General features: G+C 65.5%; 19 protein-coding genes and 1 tRNA gene. 8 read left to right on the top strand and 12 right to left on the bottom strand.

All coding sequences use genetic code 11. The features are described 5' to 3' along the window. Positions 1–49: 49 nt before the first annotated feature. From ACP15K_RS03520 to ACP15K_RS03485, 8 genes are all read right to left on the bottom strand, one after another. Complete coding sequence (locus ACP15K_RS03520) at positions 50–1,141, bottom strand: 2'-deoxycytidine 5'-triphosphate deaminase (protein WP_193140694.1); 1,092 nt, start codon at positions 1,139–1,141, stop codon at positions 50–52. Between the two features lie 63 nt (positions 1,142–1,204). Beyond that, a tRNA-Pro gene (locus ACP15K_RS03515) sits at positions 1,205–1,282 on the bottom strand. 75 nt (positions 1,283–1,357) lie between these two features. Next, positions 1,358–2,116 carry a MerR family transcriptional regulator gene (locus ACP15K_RS03510; RefSeq protein WP_193140695.1) on the bottom strand — a complete coding sequence of 253 codons (759 nt, stop codon included), beginning with the start codon at positions 2,114–2,116 and terminating at the stop codon, positions 1,358–1,360. 12 nt (positions 2,117–2,128) lie between these two features. Continuing rightward, on the bottom strand, positions 2,129–2,431 hold the full coding sequence (gene ihfA, locus ACP15K_RS03505) for an integration host factor subunit alpha (protein WP_193140696.1): 303 nt from the start codon (positions 2,429–2,431) through the stop codon (positions 2,129–2,131). An 88-nt stretch (positions 2,432–2,519) separates the two neighbouring features. After that, positions 2,520–3,491 carry a beta-ketoacyl-ACP synthase III gene (locus tag ACP15K_RS03500; protein WP_193140697.1) on the bottom strand — a complete coding sequence of 324 codons (972 nt, stop codon included), beginning with the start codon at positions 3,489–3,491 and terminating at the stop codon, positions 2,520–2,522. Continuing rightward, on the bottom strand, positions 3,488–4,591 hold the full coding sequence (plsX, locus tag ACP15K_RS03495; protein ID WP_424989902.1) for a phosphate acyltransferase PlsX: 1,104 nt from the start codon (positions 4,589–4,591) through the stop codon (positions 3,488–3,490). The genes ACP15K_RS03500 and plsX overlap by 4 nt, the downstream gene beginning before the upstream one ends. 34 nt (positions 4,592–4,625) lie before the next feature. Beyond that, positions 4,626–4,832, bottom strand: coding sequence for a 50S ribosomal protein L32 (gene rpmF / locus ACP15K_RS03490; RefSeq protein ID WP_193140698.1), 207 nt, complete (start codon positions 4,830–4,832; stop codon positions 4,626–4,628). Between the two features lie 129 nt (positions 4,833–4,961). After that, complete coding sequence (locus tag ACP15K_RS03485; protein ID WP_226925698.1) at positions 4,962–5,537, bottom strand: YceD family protein; 576 nt, start codon at positions 5,535–5,537, stop codon at positions 4,962–4,964. 51 nt (positions 5,538–5,588) lie between these two features. Between ACP15K_RS03485 and ACP15K_RS03480 the strand changes: the two genes are divergently transcribed. After that, positions 5,589–6,083 (top strand): outer membrane protein assembly factor BamE, encoded by a 495-nt coding sequence (locus ACP15K_RS03480; protein WP_226925699.1) that lies wholly within the window; start codon positions 5,589–5,591, stop codon positions 6,081–6,083. Between the two features lie 2 nt (positions 6,084–6,085). On the opposite strand, the gene msrB is transcribed toward ACP15K_RS03480, so the two are convergent. Next, positions 6,086–6,481 (bottom strand): peptide-methionine (R)-S-oxide reductase MsrB, encoded by a 396-nt coding sequence (msrB, locus tag ACP15K_RS03475; RefSeq protein ID WP_193140699.1) that lies wholly within the window; start codon positions 6,479–6,481, stop codon positions 6,086–6,088. Between the two features lie 191 nt (positions 6,482–6,672). Here msrB and ACP15K_RS03470 point away from each other — a divergent pair, with 191 nt between their 5' ends. Then, entirely contained in the window at positions 6,673–8,496 is a 1,824-nt protein-coding gene (locus ACP15K_RS03470; protein WP_193140700.1) for an ABC-F family ATP-binding cassette domain-containing protein, read from the top strand. 47 nt (positions 8,497–8,543) lie between these two features. Here ACP15K_RS03470 and ACP15K_RS03465 read toward each other — a convergent pair whose 3' ends face one another. The 3 genes from ACP15K_RS03465 to miaA all read right to left on the bottom strand — a co-directional run bounded on the left by ACP15K_RS03465 (position 8,544) and on the right by miaA (position 10,549). Next, a complete protein-coding gene (locus ACP15K_RS03465; protein ID WP_424989820.1) occupies positions 8,544–8,894 on the bottom strand; it encodes an antibiotic biosynthesis monooxygenase family protein in 351 nt (116 codons plus the stop codon). A gap of 125 nt (positions 8,895–9,019) precedes the next feature. Further along, positions 9,020–9,547 (bottom strand): hypothetical protein, encoded by a 528-nt coding sequence (locus ACP15K_RS03460; RefSeq protein ID WP_193140702.1) that lies wholly within the window; start codon positions 9,545–9,547, stop codon positions 9,020–9,022. Positions 9,548–9,655: 108 nt separating this feature from the next. Further along, positions 9,656–10,549, bottom strand: coding sequence for a tRNA (adenosine(37)-N6)-dimethylallyltransferase MiaA (gene miaA, locus ACP15K_RS03455; RefSeq protein WP_193140703.1), 894 nt, complete (start codon positions 10,547–10,549; stop codon positions 9,656–9,658). Between the two features lie 170 nt (positions 10,550–10,719). Between miaA and pyrH the strand changes: the two genes are divergently transcribed. The 6 genes from pyrH to rseP all read left to right on the top strand — a co-directional run bounded on the left by pyrH (position 10,720) and on the right by rseP (position 16,252). Then, a complete protein-coding gene (gene pyrH, locus ACP15K_RS03450; RefSeq protein ID WP_193140704.1) occupies positions 10,720–11,454 on the top strand; it encodes a UMP kinase in 735 nt (244 codons plus the stop codon). 88 nt (positions 11,455–11,542) lie between these two features. Continuing rightward, positions 11,543–12,109, top strand: a complete 567-nt coding sequence (gene frr, locus ACP15K_RS03445) for a ribosome recycling factor (RefSeq protein WP_193140705.1) — start codon at positions 11,543–11,545, stop codon at positions 12,107–12,109. A gap of 54 nt (positions 12,110–12,163) precedes the next feature. Continuing rightward, positions 12,164–12,892: a polyprenyl diphosphate synthase gene (gene uppS, locus ACP15K_RS03440; protein WP_193140706.1), complete on the top strand. Its 729-nt coding sequence runs from the start codon at positions 12,164–12,166 to the stop codon at positions 12,890–12,892. Then, a complete protein-coding gene (locus ACP15K_RS03435; RefSeq protein WP_193140707.1) occupies positions 12,889–13,698 on the top strand; it encodes a phosphatidate cytidylyltransferase in 810 nt (269 codons plus the stop codon). The genes uppS and ACP15K_RS03435 overlap by 4 nt, the downstream gene beginning before the upstream one ends. 3 nt (positions 13,699–13,701) lie before the next feature. After that, the gene (gene dxr, locus ACP15K_RS03430) at positions 13,702–14,862 is read left to right on the top strand and encodes a 1-deoxy-D-xylulose-5-phosphate reductoisomerase (protein ID WP_193140708.1); all 1,161 of its coding nucleotides are present in this window, start codon (positions 13,702–13,704) and stop codon (positions 14,860–14,862) included. 52 nt (positions 14,863–14,914) lie between these two features. Then, complete coding sequence (rseP, locus tag ACP15K_RS03425; protein ID WP_193140709.1) at positions 14,915–16,252, top strand: RIP metalloprotease RseP; 1,338 nt, start codon at positions 14,915–14,917, stop codon at positions 16,250–16,252. Positions 16,253–16,390 lie beyond the last annotated feature (138 nt).

The raw sequence follows: 16,390 nt of genomic DNA, 5'->3' as shown, positions 1-16,390 counted from the left end.
TGGGCGTCTTTCCGGGCCGCCGCCGCCCGAAGCGTTGGAGGGGGCGGGATTAGCGGAAGTGCTTGGAGAGCTTCAGGCCCTGGCCCTGGTAGTTCGATTTGATCTCGGCGCCGTAGAGGCGGGCGGGCTGTTCGCTCATCCGTTCATAGACCAGCCGCCCGACCCTTTGCCCGTGTTCCAGCAGGAAGGGCGATTCGTGGCAGCGCACTTCGAGCACGCCGCGCGAGCCTTTGCCACCGGCGCTGGCATGACCGAAGCCCGGATCGAAGAACCCGGCGTAATGCACGCGGAACTCGCCCATCAGCGCCATGTAGGGGGCCATCTCGGCGGCGTAATCCGGCGGGATCGTGACCGCTTCCTGGCTGACGAGGATGTAGAAAGCGCCGGGATCGAGGATCAGACCGTCGCCGTCGCTGTGCAATTCGTCCCAGAAATCCGCGCGGTCATAGGCGCCGATCCGGTCCAGGTCGATGACCCCGGCATGGGGCTTGGCGCGGTAGCCCACAACGCCGTCTTCGCGCGGCCGCAAATCGACGGAGAACCCGAGACCCTGATCGATATGGGCCGGACCGTCCACCAGCGGTTCGGCGGCGTGCAGGGCGGTGAGGGCGGCGTCGTCCAGTTCGGCCTTGCCGGCGCGAAAGCGGATCTGGTTCAGGCGCATGCCGGCGCGCACCAGCACCGAGAAGCTGCGCGGGCAGATCTCGGCATAGAGCGGGCCGGAATAGCCTTCGGCGATGCGGTCGAACTCGCTGCCCTTGTCGGTGATGACGCGGGTCAGAAGGTCGAGCCGTCCGGTGGAGCTTTTGGCATTGGCGACGGCGGTGATGCCAACGGGCAGGGCCAGGGATTCCATCAGTGGCACCAGATAGACGCAGCCCTTTTCCAGCACCGCGCCGGCCTCCAGGTCCATGCGGTGCATTTCGAAGCGGCCCAGCCGGTCGGCAACGCAAGCCTGGCTGCCGGGCAGGAAGGAGGCGCGTACCCGGTAGGCGACACGGCCCAGCCGCAGGTCCAGCGAGGCCGGTTGGTACTGGTCTTCGAGAATCGCGGGATCGCCGGTGATCTCGCCCCGGTCCACCATGGTGCGGAGGGTCTGGATCGGCAGGACGCCCTGGCGGGCGGGGCTCGGGTCGGTCATGGGCGCGGCAGATCTCCTTCAGGCAAAAGGCCCGCACCCGGAACCGGGTACGGGCCTTTTTGATGGTCGGGCCAGCGAGATTCGAACTCACGACCTTCCGTCCCCCAGACGGACGCGCTAACCAGGCTGCGCCATGGCCCGACATTCGCGCTGTTTATCATTTCTGGGCGGCAGGGCAAGGCGGAAGATCGCAAAAAATGCAGCCCCGAACCCGGCTCACCAAGGCCGGCTTTGCAGGGCCTGCAGGCGCGTGGCGGCGTCGCGCAGTACGGCGCGATGGGCGGCGGGCAGTTGGGCGGGCACAAGGGCGCGCAGGGCGTGGCTGGTGCCCGGCAGATAGGGGACCGGGGACAGGGGCGGAACCTCGAACGGCCGTGCGGTCTGGGGGGGCGTGGCCTCGGGATCGGCCGGGGCGTCTGCAGGCGCCTCGGCCGGGGATGCCGGGCTGCTGGCGAAGGTGCCACTTTGATCCTCGGCCGGGTCGGCGTCTTCGCTGTCGTCGAAGAAGAACCCGATGGGCGGGATATCGTCGTCCTGCGCCCCAGGGCGTGCGTCGGTCGGCGCGGGCTTTTTTGGAAGAAGTTCGGAGGGGGGCGGCGGCGTCCCGGCATCCGGGGCCTCTGCCGTGGGCGGCGGGGCCGCGCTTTCCGGCGTCGCGGCGGTGGGGGTCGCGGCGGTGGTGCCGCTGCCGGCCTTCAGATCCAGCGCCGGGCTGAAGGCCGCGATGGCAACCGTGCCTTCGGTTTGCAGGCGTTCCTGCACCGACTTGATGGTGTGGCCTTCGGTGTGCAGCAGATGCTTGATGCCGCCCAGAAGCCGCATGTCATCGGGGCGATAGTAACGCCGCCCGCCGGCCCGCTTGACCGGTGCAATCTCGGGGAAACGGCTTTCCCAGAACCGCAGGACATGGGCGGGGGTGTCCAGCCACTTGGCCACCTCGCTGATGGTGCGGAAGGCTTCGGCGGATTTGCGCATCGGTGTCGCGGATCAGCGCTTGTTGCCCTGGGCCACGCGTTCCTTCATCAGGTGCGAGGGCCGGAAGGTCAGAACGCGGCGCGGGTGGATCGGCACTTCTTCCCCGGTCTTGGGATTGCGGCCCACGCGGGCGGCCTTGTCGCGCACGTTGAAGGTGCCGAAAGACGATATCTTCACCGACTCGCCATCAACCAGCGCATCGCTGAGATGGTCGAGAACCGATTCCACAAGCTGTGCGGATTCGTTTCGGGACAGGCCGACCTCGCGAAAAACGGCTTCGCTCAGGTCCATGCGGGTCAGGGTCTTGCCAGTCATCACTCGTCTCCAGGTCCGAGAGCAGGATAGAGAGAGGCCCGAAAGCCTGTCAATGCCTTTGGTGTCAATGGCTTGAGTCGCGCGGCTTTTACCAGCGAAAGACCACCGAACCCCATGCCAGGCCGCCGCCGATGGCTTCGACGACCACAAGGTCGCCGGGTTTGATCTGGCCGCGGGCCTTGCCAACGGACAGGGCGAGGGGAATCGACGCCGCCGAAGTGTTGCCGTGGTCCTGCACCGTCACGACCACGCGCTCCATCGGAACCCCCATCTTCTGGGCGGTGGCCTTGATGATGCGCAGGTTGGCCTGATGCGGCACGATCCAGTCCACGTCAGCGCCGGTCATTCCCAGCTTTTCCAGCGCAGTATGGGCAGTGCTGGCCAGTTTCTCGACGGCATGGCGGAACACTTCCTTGCCCTGCATGCGCAGGTGGCCGGTGGTATGGGTCGAGACGCCGCCGTCGACGTAAAGGATATCGCGGTAGCGGCCGTCGGAATTCAGGTCGCTGGCAAGGATGCCGCGGTCGGCATTGCTTCCGTCACCTTCGACGCGTTCCAGAACCAGGGCCCCGGCGCCGTCGCCGAACAGCACGCAGGTGCCGCGGTCGGTCCAGTCCATGATCCGGCTGAAGGTTTCGGCGCCGATCACCAGAACGCGTTCGGCCTGTCCCGACAGGATCAGACCGTTGGCATTGGTCAGGGCGAAGACGAAACCGGCGCAGACTGCCTGTACGTCATAGGCGAACCCGCCGGTCATGCCGATCTTGTCCTGCACCATTGTGGCAGCGGAGGGAAAGGTCAGATCCGCGGTGGAGGTCGCCAGTACGATCGCGTCGATATCATCGGGCCCAAGCCCGGCATCCGCAAGGGCGGCTTCGGCGGCCTTGGCCGCCATGTCCGAAGTGGTTTCGCCTTCGGCTGCGAAATGCCGCCGCTCGATCCCGGATCGCGACCGGATCCATTCATCGGAGGAGTCCAGAGTCGCCGCGAACTCGCTGTTTTCGAATACTTTTTCGGGGAGATAGTGGCCAACTCCCCGAATTGCGGCGCGTGTTGTCATTTCTGGGTTCCGTATACCTGTCCGGACGTCCCGCCACCTTGGCCCGTGTCGGACAGGGATGCAACCCGTGCCGCGATGCGCTCCGGGAAATCGGCCTGCCCCAGTTCGGCGGCCAGCTTGATCGCAGCGGCGATCCCGGTGGCATCGGCGGACCCGTGGGATTTTACCACGGTGCCGTTCAGGCCCAGGAACACCCCGCCGTTGACCTGGCGCGGATCGATCCGCTTGGCCAGACGCCGCAACGAGGTGATTGCCAGTAGCGCTGCAAACCGCGACAGGATGGTGTGGTTGAAAGCTTCGCGCAGAAGTTCGCGGATCAGCTTGGCGGTGCCCTCGCCGGTCTTCAGGGCGACGTTGCCGGTGAAGCCGTCGGTCACGATGACATCGACGCGATCGGACGGAATGTCGCCGCCTTCAACGTACCCCACGAAATCGAACTGCGCGGTTTCCGAAGCGGCGGCAATCATGTCATGGGCCAGCTTCAGCTCGGCCCGGCCCTTGTGCTCTTCGGTGCCGACGTTCAGCAGGCCGATACGCGGGCGCGGCAGGCCCAGTCCGACGCGGGCATAGGAGGTGCCCATCAGCGCATATTGCAGAAGGTCTTCGGCGTCGGCGCGAATGTCGGCGCCCACGTCCAGCATCACGTTGAACCCGCCGGGATTGCGCGACGGCCAGAGGCAGGCAATGGCGGGACGGTTGATGCCGGGGATCTTGCGCAGGCGCACCATGGACATGGCCATCAGCGCGCCGGTGTTGCCGCAAGATACGCAGACCTGCGCCTCGCCATCCCGCACGGCTTCGATGGCCGACCACATGGAGGTGCCCTTGCCGTTGCGCATGGCATGGCTGGGCTTGGCGTCCATGGTCACGACACCTTCGGCATCACGCACCTTGCAGCGGCCCGACAGGTCACGCCTTTTGGCGACCAGCGGTTCCAGCTTGGATGCGGCCCCATGGACCAGAAAATAGATATCGGGATTGTCGCGGGCCGCACGGCCCATACCGGCAATGATTGCGCCGGGGCCTCGGTCGCCGCCCATGGCGTCGACCGATATCGTAATCGGACCTGATTCGGCACGGACCGAGCCTTGCCGTGTCATCCGTGCCATCATGGTATCCCGGGTAAGGGGCGGCTTATGCCGCGTCGTCGTCCAGCTCGATTTCTTCCACCAGAGCAACGACTTCACGGTCGTTGTAGTGGCCGCAGGACGGGCACACGTGGTGCGGGCGCTTCAACTCGCCACAGTTGGTGCATTCGTTCGGGTTCCCGGCGACAAGGGCGTCGTGAGCGCGACGGTTGTTCCGGCGGGACCGCGTGACTTTGTTCTGCTGGACAGCCATGTCTCAACCTTCGGATAGGGGCGTGGCGGAACTGACCGGTGTCAGTGGCACGCATGGAAATGAAGTCGGTCTTCTAGCGGTTTTCCGGTGCCGCGCAAGCAGTTTTTTCGGAATCCCGTCAACCGCGTGTCAGTTTTCGTCGCCCTTCAGCTTGTCGCGCAGCCCGGCCAGACCGGCAAAGGGCTTGGTATCCTCGTCGGTCAGTGGCTTCACGCCGGGTTCGGCGAAACTCTGCTCGACGATCTCGGCCCCTTCGGCGCGCGGATAGGGCGGCAGGGCCAGCGACAGCGATTCCTCGAACAGCGACAGGAAGTCCAGCGCGGCGGGCAGGGGCTCCAGCGTGTCATCCTCGGGCATCTCGATCTCGGAGTCTTCCTCGATGTCAGGCTCGACGTAGTCTTCCCGGAAGCGGCGTGTCAGCGGCTCATCGATGCGGGTGCGGACCGGGGCCAGCGTGACCACGCAGGCCTGTGTGACCGTTGCGCCGATCTGGCCGTCCAGATCCCAGTCGTGCTGGCCGCTGGGCCGCAGGGTGCAGGTCAGCCGCGCCTTGTCGAGCGCGACCAGTCCCAGACGCCCGGCGGCGGTCTCCATTTCGTCGCGGGTCAGGATCACCGTGAAGTCATGCGCCCGGCGCTGACGCAGCGAATCGAGGCGAATCCGGCGATCTGACGCGGGCTGATCGTTCGAGGTTTCCTGTGTCATGCGGCATCCATTCTTGAACACTGGGGGAGGCTTCGCTAATCCGGGTGCCAGATGACGACTTCTCAGGCAAGGCGCAAGATGATGAACCGGCTTTTCCCACAGATCCGCCGCACCGGCCGATTGGCTGCCGTTGCGGGCGTGCTGCTGGCGGCGGCTTGCCAACCCATCGTGCGCAACCACGGCTATGTTCCGCCCGAGGATCAGCTCTCGGAAGTTTCGGTCGGCCGGGACACCCGCGACAGCGTGGCCGAGAAGATCGGCCTGCCGCTGAACAAGGGCATCGATGGCGACCGGGCGTGGTATTACGTGGCCAGCACCCGCGAGACCTTTGGCGCCCGCGCCCCCAAGGTGGTCGAGCGTGAGGTCGTGGCCATCCTGTTCAACGACAACGGCACTGTGCGCAACATCGTCCGCCTGGACGAGCAGGACGGCCAGGTCGTCACCCTTACCGCGCGCGTCACCAACCCGTCGGTTGCCGATCGCGGCCTGCTGCGCCAGATCTTCGGCAATGTCGGTACGCCCACCGCTGGCGACTTCCTAGAATAGGGTCAGTCGTCCTCGGGCGCAAAGGTCAGGGCCACCCCGTTGATGCAATAGCGCAGGCCGGTGGGCGCCGGCCCGTCCGGGAACACATGCCCCAGATGCGCCTCGCAGCGATTGCAGTGCACTTCGGTGCGGCGCATGAACAAGCGTCGATCCTCCCGCTCGCCGACAATCTCGGGATCGAGCGGTGCGTAGAAGCTGGGCCAGCCGGTGCCGCTGTCGAACTTGGTACTCTGGTCGAACAGGGGGGCGCCACAGCACAGGCAGCGAAATGTGCCGGGATCCTTGGGAAAGTCGTCGTGCGTGTGCGCGCGCTCGGTGCCATGCTTGCGAGTGACCTTGTAGGCCAGTGGCGACAGTTCGGCCTGCCATTCCGCCTCGGTCTTGGTGATCTTGTCCATTGCGGGCCTCCTGTTCGGGGTGTGGGTCCGGGGGCGGCATGGTCATAGGCCGCCGGTGTCTTTGGAAACCTAGGGCAGCAGACGGGCATCGCCAAGACGCAGGCGGGCAACCGGGGCGCCAACCACGCGGTTGTGACCGGGCACGCCGTCTGGCCCTTGATCTTGCGGCACCGCTCCTCTAGCCCGGCGCCATGGCAAACCCTCCCGCGCTCCAGCTCTCCGGTATCTCGCTGACTTTCGGCGGCGATCCGGTCTTCTCCGACCTCGGTCTGGTGGTTCAACCCGGCGACCGTGTGGCCCTTGTGGGCCGCAACGGGTCCGGCAAATCGACCCTGATGAAGGTCATGGCCGGCCTGGTCGAGCCTGACCAGGGCGAGCGCGTGGTCACGCCGGGCATCTCGGTGGGCTACATGGAGCAGGATCCCGACCTGTCGGGCTTCGCCACCCTGGGCGACTACGCCGCCAGCGCGCTGGACCCCGCCGAGGCCTACAAGATCGACATGGTGTCCGAAGGGCTGAAGTTCAGTCCGGAAACCGCCATCGAGGCCGCTTCGGGCGGCGAACGTCGCCGCGCCGCGCTGGCCAAGTTGCTGGCCGAAGATCCCGACCTGATGCTGCTGGACGAACCCACCAACCATCTGGATATCGAGGCCATCGGCTGGCTGGAACAGCGCCTGAAGGACACCCGCGCCGCCTTTGTCCTGATCTCGCACGACCGCGCCTTCCTGACCGCCCTGACGCGGGCCACGCTGTGGATCGACCGGGGCGCGGTGCGGCGGCGCGAGCAGGGGTTTGCCGCGTTCGAGGTCTGGCGCGACAAGACCTGGGAAGAAGAGGACGAGGCGCGCCACAAGCTGGATCGCAAGATCAAGGCCGAAGCCCGCTGGGCGGTCGAGGGTATCTCGGCCCGGCGCAAGCGCAACATGGGCCGGGTGCGGGCGCTGAAGGATCTGCGCGCTGACCGCGCCGCGCAAATCCGCCGCCAGGGGGCCGCCGACCTGCAACTGGCCGCGGGCCAGAAATCGGGCCGCAAGGTGATCGAGGCCAAGGGCATCTCCAAAGGCTTCGGCGACCGCACTATCCTGCGTCCCTTCGATCTGCGCGTGCTGCGCGGTGACCGGGTGGCCTTTGTCGGGCCGAACGGCGTCGGCAAGACCACCCTGCTGAAGATGCTGACCGGAGAGGTCGCGCCCGACAGCGGAACCGTCAGCCTTGGATCAAACCTTGAAATGGCGGTCTTTGATCAGAATCGCGCCCAACTGGATCCTGACCTGAGCCTGTGGGAAACTCTGGCCGGGGATCCGACCATGCGGGTTTCAGGGCGCGCCGATCAGATCATGGTGCGCGGTACCCCGCGCCATGTGGTCGGCTACCTGAAGGATTTCCTGTTTGACGAGCGTCAGGCCCGCGCGCCCGTGCGTTCGCTGTCGGGGGGCGAAAAGGCGCGTCTGCTGCTGTCCAAGATCATGGCGCGCGACAGCAACTTGCTGGTGCTGGACGAACCGACCAACGATCTGGATGTCGAAACGCTGGACCTGCTACAGGATGTGCTGGGCGACTACGACGGCACCGTTCTGCTGGTGTCCCACGACCGGGATTTTCTTGACCGGGTGGCCTCGACCACCATCGCCATGGAGGGCGATGGCCGGGCCGTGGTCTATGCCGGCGGCTGGAGCGACTACCGGGCGCAGCGCGCGGAGAACCCACCGATCGAAGCGCCCAGCCCCAAGGTACCCCCGCGAAAGCCCGCACCGGAGGCCCCGGCCCCCCAGAAGGTTGCGGACAAGGGTCTGAGCTATACCGAGCGGCATCGGCTGGACAAGTTGCCCGCCATAATCGAACGGCTGGAAGCCGAGATCGCCAAGCTGGAAGAGTTCCTGGCGGATCCGAACCTGTTCACCCAGGCGCCGGTGAAGTTCCAGAAAGCGACCGAGGCCCTGGTGGAACGCCAGACCGCCCTGGCCGCCGCCGAAGACGAATGGTTGACGCTGGAGGAAAAAGCCGCCGACGCCTGATCTGACCCGTTGGCGGTTTCAGGGTGTTGCCCCGCGCAGCGTGACGATCAAGCAGCGGGCGTCTCGATGTCGCGCGGGCCGGAATAGGCACGCTCCACCCGCGCCACATGTAACGAATAGGTGGCATACCAGTCGGTGTTTCCCAGCCGCTGCGCCGCCAGATGGCGGGTGTCGGCCTTCCACGCCGCGATGGCGGCTTCATCGGTCCAATAGCTGACGGTGATGCCCAGACCATCGGTGCCGCGCGCGCTGTCCATCCCCAGAAAACCGGGGGCGTTCCGGGCAAGCTCGACCATCCGTTGCGCCATGACTTCATAGGCGGGATCGGGGGTGCGCAGCAGCGAGGTAAACACCACGACATGGTAGGGCAGGGTCTGCGGAGGAACCGGGGCAATCATGGCGACAGGCCTTTGGCATCTTGGTGGATATCGCACATCATCCCGCGCACCTGTCGTCAGGGCAACAGGATCTGCGCAAGGCCGCATCCGGAACGCTGAAACTGGCCAGGGATCTGGCCGCCCGCTCAGTCCGCGGCGCTGCGGCGGGCGATGGGCATTTCGGGCTGATGGGTGATCCTGCGGGTGCCGGACATCAGGTGCTTGCGGGTCAGCCACAGCGAAATCAGGCTGGCGCGGTGATGCAGCACCTCATCGGTCAACGGCAGGGTCGAGCGGCAGTCGGCCCGGAAGCCTTCGACCAGCTGGTTCAACTCGGCCTGATCCTGCAACGTCGACAACCGCAGATGCAGCACCTCCTGCGGTACCGGAAGATCCTTTCGCCCGCCCATGAACAGGGCAGTGCCCTGCGTGCGCCCCAGGGCCTGGCAGGCATGCGAGGTGTTGGCGGGCAGGAAGATCGCGTTGTGCGCGGTATAGCCCCGCACCTCGCCCCCGATGGACAAGCGGCCCTGGCCGCAGGTGAACCACAGCAGCACCGGCACAAGATAGCTGCGCGGCGTGTCGATTTCCCATCGGCCCTGGCGGGCCAGTTGCGAGATCGGAACGGCCTTCAGGGGCCGTTGTGTTGAATCTGAGGACTGGCTGTCGAACATGGACTCTCCCTGTCTGGCGTCAGATTACTTACGGGGGAAAGATTCGTCCAAGCCGGGTTTAGAAATAGTATCCAGAACTTTCGACGAATCAGCGGTGTGTTGCCGCAATCACGCGTCGATTGCACAGGCATCCAGCAATCGCCAGCCCTTCATCCGTCGCCGGAACCATGTGCGCTGCCGCTTTGCGTATTGATGCGAGGAAATCTTGGCGCGGGCCACGGCGTCCGATTCGCTGATCTCGCCGCGCAGGTGGGCGACCAGTTCGGGTGCGCCGATGGCCTTGGCCGAGGGCCGCGCGGGATCCCAGACCGGCAGGATCGCGCGCACCTCGTCCAGCGCCCCCTGCGCCATCATCGCGTCGAACCGCCGGTCGATCCGGGCGTTCAGCCAGTCGGGATCGGCGGCAATCTGCCAGCAGGCGGCGCCATCGGCGGGCAACCGCGGAGGCGGCGTGTCCGCCTGCCAGTCTGCCAGTCCGCGCCCGGTTTGCTGCTGAACCTCCCAGGCGCGTTGCACCCGCATGGGGTTGTTGAGGTCGATTCGCGACCGAGTGTCGGGATCCAGCTCATTCGCCATCGCCGCCAGTCCGGCCTGCGCACGATGCGCCGAAGCGGCCTCGCGAACCTCGGGGCGGGTCGCCGGAATATCCGCCAGCCCTTCGGTCAACGCCATGAAATACAGGCCGGTCCCGCCGATGATGATCGGCGCCGGGTCGCGATCCAGGCAGGGGGCGACCTCGCGCAGCCAGTGCCCGGTGGAATAGGCCGCGTCATAGGCGACATGGCCGTACAGCGCATGTTCGGCGCGGGCCAGTTCGTCGGGCGAGGGCCGCGCGCTCAGCACCTGCCAGCAGTCATAGACCTGCAACGCATCGGCATTGACCACCACCCGGCCCTGGGCTTCGGCCACGGCCAGTGCCAGCGCCGACTTGCCAGAGGCCGTCGGACCGGCCAGAAGGACGGGGCGCGTGGGCGGCAGGGTATCGAGAAGGTCCTGGATCATGTAATCTGTCGCATGGCAAAGCACGGCCCCGGATGCAATCCCCGCTGCTGCTGCCGTTGTGCGAACGCATCAGATGCCGCGACGCAGCGAATGTGTGGACGAACGCAATTGAAAGCGCGGGCAACCTGCTTCATTGTGCGGGCGACGTGGAAGAAGGCAGGGCAGAATTCATGAGTGGCGACGTTTCCGACAGCGGCATCAAGTTCAAGCGGGTGCTCCTCAAGATCTCGGGCGAGGCCCTTATGGGGACACAGGGCTACGGCCTGCATCCGCCGACCGTGGAACGCATCGCGTCCGAAGTGAAGTCGGTCCACGAATTGGGTGTCGAGATCTGCATGGTCATCGGCGGCGGCAACATCTTTCGCGGGCTGTCCGGATCGGCGCAGGGGATGGAGCGGACCACCGCCGACTACATGGGCATGCTGGCCACCGTGATGAACGCACTGGCCATGCAGGGCGCGCTGGAAAGCATGGGGGTCTATACCCGCGTGGTCAGCGCCATCCCGATGGATCAGGTCTGCGAGCCCTACATCCGCCGCCGCGCCGTGCGCCATCTTGAAAAGAAACGCGTCTGCATCTTCGCCGCCGGCACCGGCAACCCCTATTTCACCACTGACACCGCCGCGACGCTGCGCGCCAATGAAATGGCCTGCGAGGCGATCTTCAAGGGCACCAAGGTGGACGGTGTCTATGACAAGGATCCGGTCAAGCACGCCGACGCGAAACGCTATGACACGGTGACCTACGACGAGGTTCTGCAAAAGCACCTGGGCGTCATGGATGCCTCGGCGATCGCGCTGGCGCGGGACAACAACAAGCCGATCATCGTGTTCTCGCTCGATGAGCAGGGGGGCTTCCGCGGAATTCTCAGCGGTCAAGGCACCTATACAACCGTGCACGGTTAACCTTATAGGCATTTAAACCCGTCAATGGTCCCTGTAGGGTCCGGGTTTTGAAGGCGGTCGGAAGCGCACCGATTGAAAGGAAGAACAAATGGCCGAAGACGAGATTGAAATCGAAATCGATGATCTGACCCGCCGGATGGACGGGGCGATGGCTTCGCTGAAGCAGGAATTCCTGTCGCTGCGCACCGGGCGTGCTTCAGCCAGCATGCTCGATCCGATCATGGTGGAATCCTATGGCGCCATGTCGCCGCTCAACCAGATCGGCACCGTGAACGTTCCCGAGCCGCGGATGATCACCGTCAACATCTGGGACAAGTCGATGGTCCAGAAGGCCGAGAAAGCCATCCGCGACAGCGGTCTGGGCATCAACCCGGTGGTCGATGGCACCATCATCCGCCTGCCGATCCCCGAGCTGAACGAAGAACGTCGCCGTGAGTTGACCCGCGTCGCCGCGCAATATGCCGAACATGCCCGTGTCGCCGTGCGCAACGTGCGCCGCGACGGGATGGATCAGCTGAAGCGCGCCAAGGCCGCCGGGATGAGTGAAGACGACAACAAGGTCTGGTCCGACGAGATCCAGGAACTGACCGACAAATATGTTGCAATGGTGGATTCTGCGCTTGAGGCCAAACAGGCCGAAATCATGCAGGTTTAAGCAGGGCATATCAGGACAGGAGCCCCGCTTGATGCGTCCAGGGCAGACATACTGATGGCGGCAAAGGACAACCGCCAGATCACACCGGAACACGTGGCCATCATCATGGATGGCAACGGCCGTTGGGCGACTCGTCGTGGCTTGCCGCGTCTGAAGGGGCATCATGCCGGCGCGACCCGCGTCCGCGAAATCGTGCGCGCCTGCCCAGACAACGGCGTGCGCTACCTGACCTTGTTTGCCTTCTCGACCGAAAACTGGCGCCGCTCCACGGCCGAGGTGTCGGGCCTGATGGCGCTGTTCCGCCGCTATCTGGTCAGCGAAGCGCAGGAGCTGATGGAATCCGGCGTCTGCGTGCGGTTCATCGGCGATCGCACACCGTTGAACGGCAAGCTGGTCCAGTTGATGGAACAGGTGGAACGGCAGACGGCGGACAACACCCGGCTGAACCTGACCGTGGCCCTGAATTATGGCGCACGGGACGAGATCACCATGGCGGCCACCCGTCTGGCCCGCGCCGTGGCCGCGGGCGAGGTCTGCGTCGACAGCATCACGCCAGAGCTTTTCGATACCTATCTCTACACCGCTGCGATCCCCGATCCCGACCTGGTGATCCGCACCTCGGGCGAAAGCCGGGTGTCGAATTTCCTGCTGTGGCAGTCGGCCTATGCCGAGTATGAATTCACCCCCACGCTGTGGCCGGATTTCTCGCCCCAGCATTTCGCGGACATCCTGCTGACCTTCGGCGGACGCGAGCGGCGTTTCGGAGCCGTTTTGCCGGGATGACCGGCAACCAACAGCCATCGGCCAAAACCGGCAAGGGACGTTGGGCAGATCTGGGGCCGCGGATCGCATCGTCGGTTGTGCTGGTGTCAGTGGCCATCGCAGCGATCTATCTGGGCGGCATCTGGTTCGTTGGCTTCGTGGCCGTGGCGGTCGCCCTGATCACTTGGGAACTGGCAACCATGACCGGGGTGTCGCGCAGCCTGCTGGTGGCGGTGGCGGCCGGCGTGGCCAGCCTTGTTTTGTCGCTGGTTCCGGATGGCTACGGCGTGCCGCTGCTGATGCTGCCCGCGCTGCTGGGTGTGGGGCAAGCCAGGCGTCAGCCGCTGGCCTTCGCGCTGTTCTCGGTGATGGTCCTGCTGGCGGGCTACGGTCTTGTGGACCTGCGCGAGAACATCTCGTGGAAATGGCTAGTCTGGCTGCTGGGAATCGTGATCGCCACCGATGTGGCGGGCTATTTCGCCGGCAAGACCTTCGGCGGGCCGAAATTCTGGCCGCGCGTCAGCCCCAAGAAAACCTGGTCCGGCACGGTGGCGGGCTGGGTGGCGGCAGGGCTGGTCGGCTTCGTCGCCTTCAAGACCTCGATGGCCGGTTCACAGGTCATCGGAATATCCATCGCGCTGTCGATGGCGTCGCAGATGGGCGACATCGCCGAAAGCGCGCTGAAACGGCAGGTCGGCGTCAAGGACAGTTCGAACCTGTTGCCCGGCCACGGCGGCTTTTTCGACCGGTTCGACGGGGTTCTGGGCGCAGCGGTGCTGTTCCTTCTGGTGGAACAGGTGGTCCCGTTTCCGCCGGGGGGCGGATGAGCGATGCGCCGGATCTCTATTTTCGGGGCGACCGGATCCATCGGTTGCAGCACGCTTGACCTGATCCGCCGCCGGCGTTGCGAGTTTCAGGTCGTGGCCCTCACCGGGGGCCAGAACATCGACAAGCTGGCCGCGCAGGCGCGCGAGTTTCAGGTCGAACTGGCGGTGACCGCCGATCCTGCCCGCCACAATGATCTGAAGGCTGCCCTGTCCGGCAGCGGCATCGCCACGGCTGCGGGCCCCGAGGCGCTGATCGAGGCGGCGGACCGTCCGGCGGACTGGATCATGTCGGCCATCGTCGGCGCGGCGGGGCTGGCGCCCGGCCTGCGCGCCCTGCGCCACGGCACCACGCTGGCGCTGGCCAACAAGGAAAGCCTGGTCTGCGCCGGGCCGCTGCTTATGGCCGAGGCCCGCGCCCATGGCGCCCGTATCCTGCCGGTGGACAGTGAGCATTCAGCGGTGTTCCAGGCGCTGGTGGGCGAGGAAATGGAGGCGGTGGAGCGCATCGTCATCACCGCGTCCGGCGGCGCGTTCCGCGACTGGCCGTTGGAGCGGCTGGCGAAGGCCACGGTGGCCGAAGCCTCGAACCATCCCAACTGGGACATGGGCCAGCGCATCACCATCGACAGCGCGTCGATGTTCAACAAGGCGCTGGAGCTGATCGAAACCCATGAATTCTTCGACATCGCGCCCGAGAAGATCGAAACCGTGGTCCATCCCGAAAGCCTGATCCATGCGCTGGTTGGCTTTCGCGACGGCGCGCTGATGGCCCATGTGGGCGCGCCGGACATGCGCCACGCCATCGGCTATGCGCTGAACTGGCCCGAGCGGCGCGATCTGCCAGTGGCGCGGCTGGATCTGGCGCAGGTGGGCGCGTTGACGTTTCGCGCCCCCGACCCGGCCCGCTACCCCGCGCTGCGGCTGGCCCACGCTGTGATGGCGGCGGGCGGTCTGACCGGGGCGGCCTTCAACGGTGCCAAGGAGAGGGCGCTGGACCTGTTCATCGCCGGACGCATCGGATTTCTGGACATGGCGGCAGCGGTTGACGGGGTTTTGACCCGACTTGCGGGCGATCCGGCCCTGTCTGCGGCCCCGACCCTTGATAATGTCCTGCATGTGGACCAAATCGCCAGAGATGAGGTCGCACGCGTGACCGCGGCCTGACCGCTCAAGGCCGCACGTCGGCACACATTTGCAAGAAGGACGATTCCAGCCCTTGGAACTCATCGGATTGATCCCCAGCTTCGGCAGCCTGGCCTATACGATCGCAGCTTTCGTGGTGGCCCTGTCGGTCATCGTGGCGGTGCATGAATACGGCCATTACATCGTCGGACGCTGGAGCGGGATCCATGCCGAGGTGTTCTCGCTGGGCTTCGGCCCCGTCCTGGCCCGCTGGACGGACCGGCGCGGTACCGTCTGGCAGATCGCGGCGCTGCCTCTGGGCGGCTACGTCAAGTTCCTGGGCGACAGCGATGCGGCCTCGGGCAAGGATGCGCGGGCGCTGGAGCAAATGCACCCGGCGGAGCGTCGCCGCACCATGCATGACGCGCCCTTGTGGGCGCGCTCGGCCACGGTGGCGGCAGGGCCGGTGTTCAATTTCGTCCTGTCGATCATCGTCTTTGCCTTGATCGCGATGTTCCAGGGGCAGGCCAAGGCGCCGCTGACCATCGCGGAACTGCGGCCCATGCCCTTTGGCGCCCAGGCCTTGATGCCCGGCGACCAGATCGTCGAGATCCACGGCCGCGACGTGCCCGACTTCAGCGGCTTCGGCACTTTTGTGAACAACCTGCCGGTGGCACCCGAACTGGACTACACGGTGGAACGCGACGGGCGCGAACTGACTTTCCCCGGCCCCTATCCGTATCCGCCGCTGGTCACCTCGGTCACGCCACAATCGGCGGCGATGGACGCCGGGCTGGAAACCGGGGATGTGATCCTGTCGGTGGGGGATACCCGGATATCCTCGTTCGAGGATCTGCGCAGCGCGGTCCTGATCTCGAACGGCGCTCCGCTGGACCTTGAGGTCTGGCGCGACGGCGACGCCTTCCCGATGACCCTGACCCCGCGCGAAGTGGATGTGCCCAGCGAGGATGGCGGCTTTGAGCAGCGCTATCTGATCGGCGTCACCGGCGGGCTGTTCTTCGTGCCCGAGACCGAGACGCTGGGGCCGATCACGGCGCTTGGCTTCGGTTTCAGCCAAGTTGGCAACATCGTCCAGCAGAGCCTGTCAGGCCTTTACCACATGATCACCGGCGCGATTTCCTCGTGCAACCTGAGCGGCCCCATCGGCATTGCCGAAACCTCGGGTGCGGCGGCCAGCCAGGGCGCGGTAAGCTTCATCTGGTTCATCGCGGTGCTGTCCACGGCGGTAGGGTTGATCAACCTGTTTCCGGTGCCGGTTCTTGATGGCGGGCATCTGGTGTTCCATGCATGGGAGGCGGTTACCGGCTCGGCACCCAGCGACCGCGCCTTGCGGGTGCTGATGGCCGGCGGATTGGCGCTGATCCTGTCGCTGATGATCTTTGCCGTCACAAACGATATTTTCTGCCCCTGAATACCGCGAAACTGTGGCGTGGCTGCGCGATATCCGCGCCATCGGTGCAGTGTGGTTTTGACATCTTGGCGGTCCCGCACTAACCCCTGATGCAAAGAAGCAGAAGGGCGAGGGCAGGCATATGGCAACGGGCGCGCT

The sequence above is a fragment of the Fluviibacterium sp. S390 genome, assembly GCF_049800695.1.
Classification (GTDB): domain Bacteria; phylum Pseudomonadota; class Alphaproteobacteria; order Rhodobacterales; family Rhodobacteraceae; genus Meridianimarinicoccus.
This window is presented reverse-complemented; position numbering and strand designations above follow the sequence as displayed.

Bases quoted from the DNA above. Each gene is read 5' to 3' on its own strand.
- ACP15K_RS03520 (WP_193140694.1), bottom strand. From the start codon at position 1,141: ATGACCGACCCGAGCCCCGCCCGCCAGGGCGTCCTGCCGATCCAGACC.
- ACP15K_RS03510 (WP_193140695.1), bottom strand. From the start codon at position 2,116: ATGCGCAAATCCGCCGAAGCCTTCCGCACCATCAGCGAGGTGGCCAAG.
- ihfA (WP_193140696.1), bottom strand. From the start codon at position 2,431: ATGACTGGCAAGACCCTGACCCGCATGGACCTGAGCGAAGCCGTTTTT.
- ACP15K_RS03500 (WP_193140697.1), bottom strand. From the start codon at position 3,491: ATGACAACACGCGCCGCAATTCGGGGAGTTGGCCACTATCTCCCCGAA.
- plsX (WP_424989902.1), bottom strand. From the start codon at position 4,591: ATGACACGGCAAGGCTCGGTCCGTGCCGAATCAGGTCCGATTACGATA.
- rpmF (WP_193140698.1), bottom strand. From the start codon at position 4,832: ATGGCTGTCCAGCAGAACAAAGTCACGCGGTCCCGCCGGAACAACCGT.
- ACP15K_RS03485 (WP_226925698.1), bottom strand. From the start codon at position 5,537: ATGACACAGGAAACCTCGAACGATCAGCCCGCGTCAGATCGCCGGATT.
- ACP15K_RS03480 (WP_226925699.1), top strand. From the start codon at position 5,589: ATGACGACTTCTCAGGCAAGGCGCAAGATGATGAACCGGCTTTTCCCA.
- msrB (WP_193140699.1), bottom strand. From the start codon at position 6,481: ATGGACAAGATCACCAAGACCGAGGCGGAATGGCAGGCCGAACTGTCG.
- ACP15K_RS03470 (WP_193140700.1), top strand. From the start codon at position 6,673: ATGGCAAACCCTCCCGCGCTCCAGCTCTCCGGTATCTCGCTGACTTTC.
- ACP15K_RS03465 (WP_424989820.1), bottom strand. From the start codon at position 8,894: ATGATTGCCCCGGTTCCTCCGCAGACCCTGCCCTACCATGTCGTGGTG.
- ACP15K_RS03460 (WP_193140702.1), bottom strand. From the start codon at position 9,547: ATGTTCGACAGCCAGTCCTCAGATTCAACACAACGGCCCCTGAAGGCC.
- miaA (WP_193140703.1), bottom strand. From the start codon at position 10,549: ATGATCCAGGACCTTCTCGATACCCTGCCGCCCACGCGCCCCGTCCTT.
- pyrH (WP_193140704.1), top strand. From the start codon at position 10,720: ATGAGTGGCGACGTTTCCGACAGCGGCATCAAGTTCAAGCGGGTGCTC.
- frr (WP_193140705.1), top strand. From the start codon at position 11,543: ATGGCCGAAGACGAGATTGAAATCGAAATCGATGATCTGACCCGCCGG.
- uppS (WP_193140706.1), top strand. From the start codon at position 12,164: ATGGCGGCAAAGGACAACCGCCAGATCACACCGGAACACGTGGCCATC.
- ACP15K_RS03435 (WP_193140707.1), top strand. From the start codon at position 12,889: ATGACCGGCAACCAACAGCCATCGGCCAAAACCGGCAAGGGACGTTGG.
- dxr (WP_193140708.1), top strand. From the start codon at position 13,702: ATGCGCCGGATCTCTATTTTCGGGGCGACCGGATCCATCGGTTGCAGC.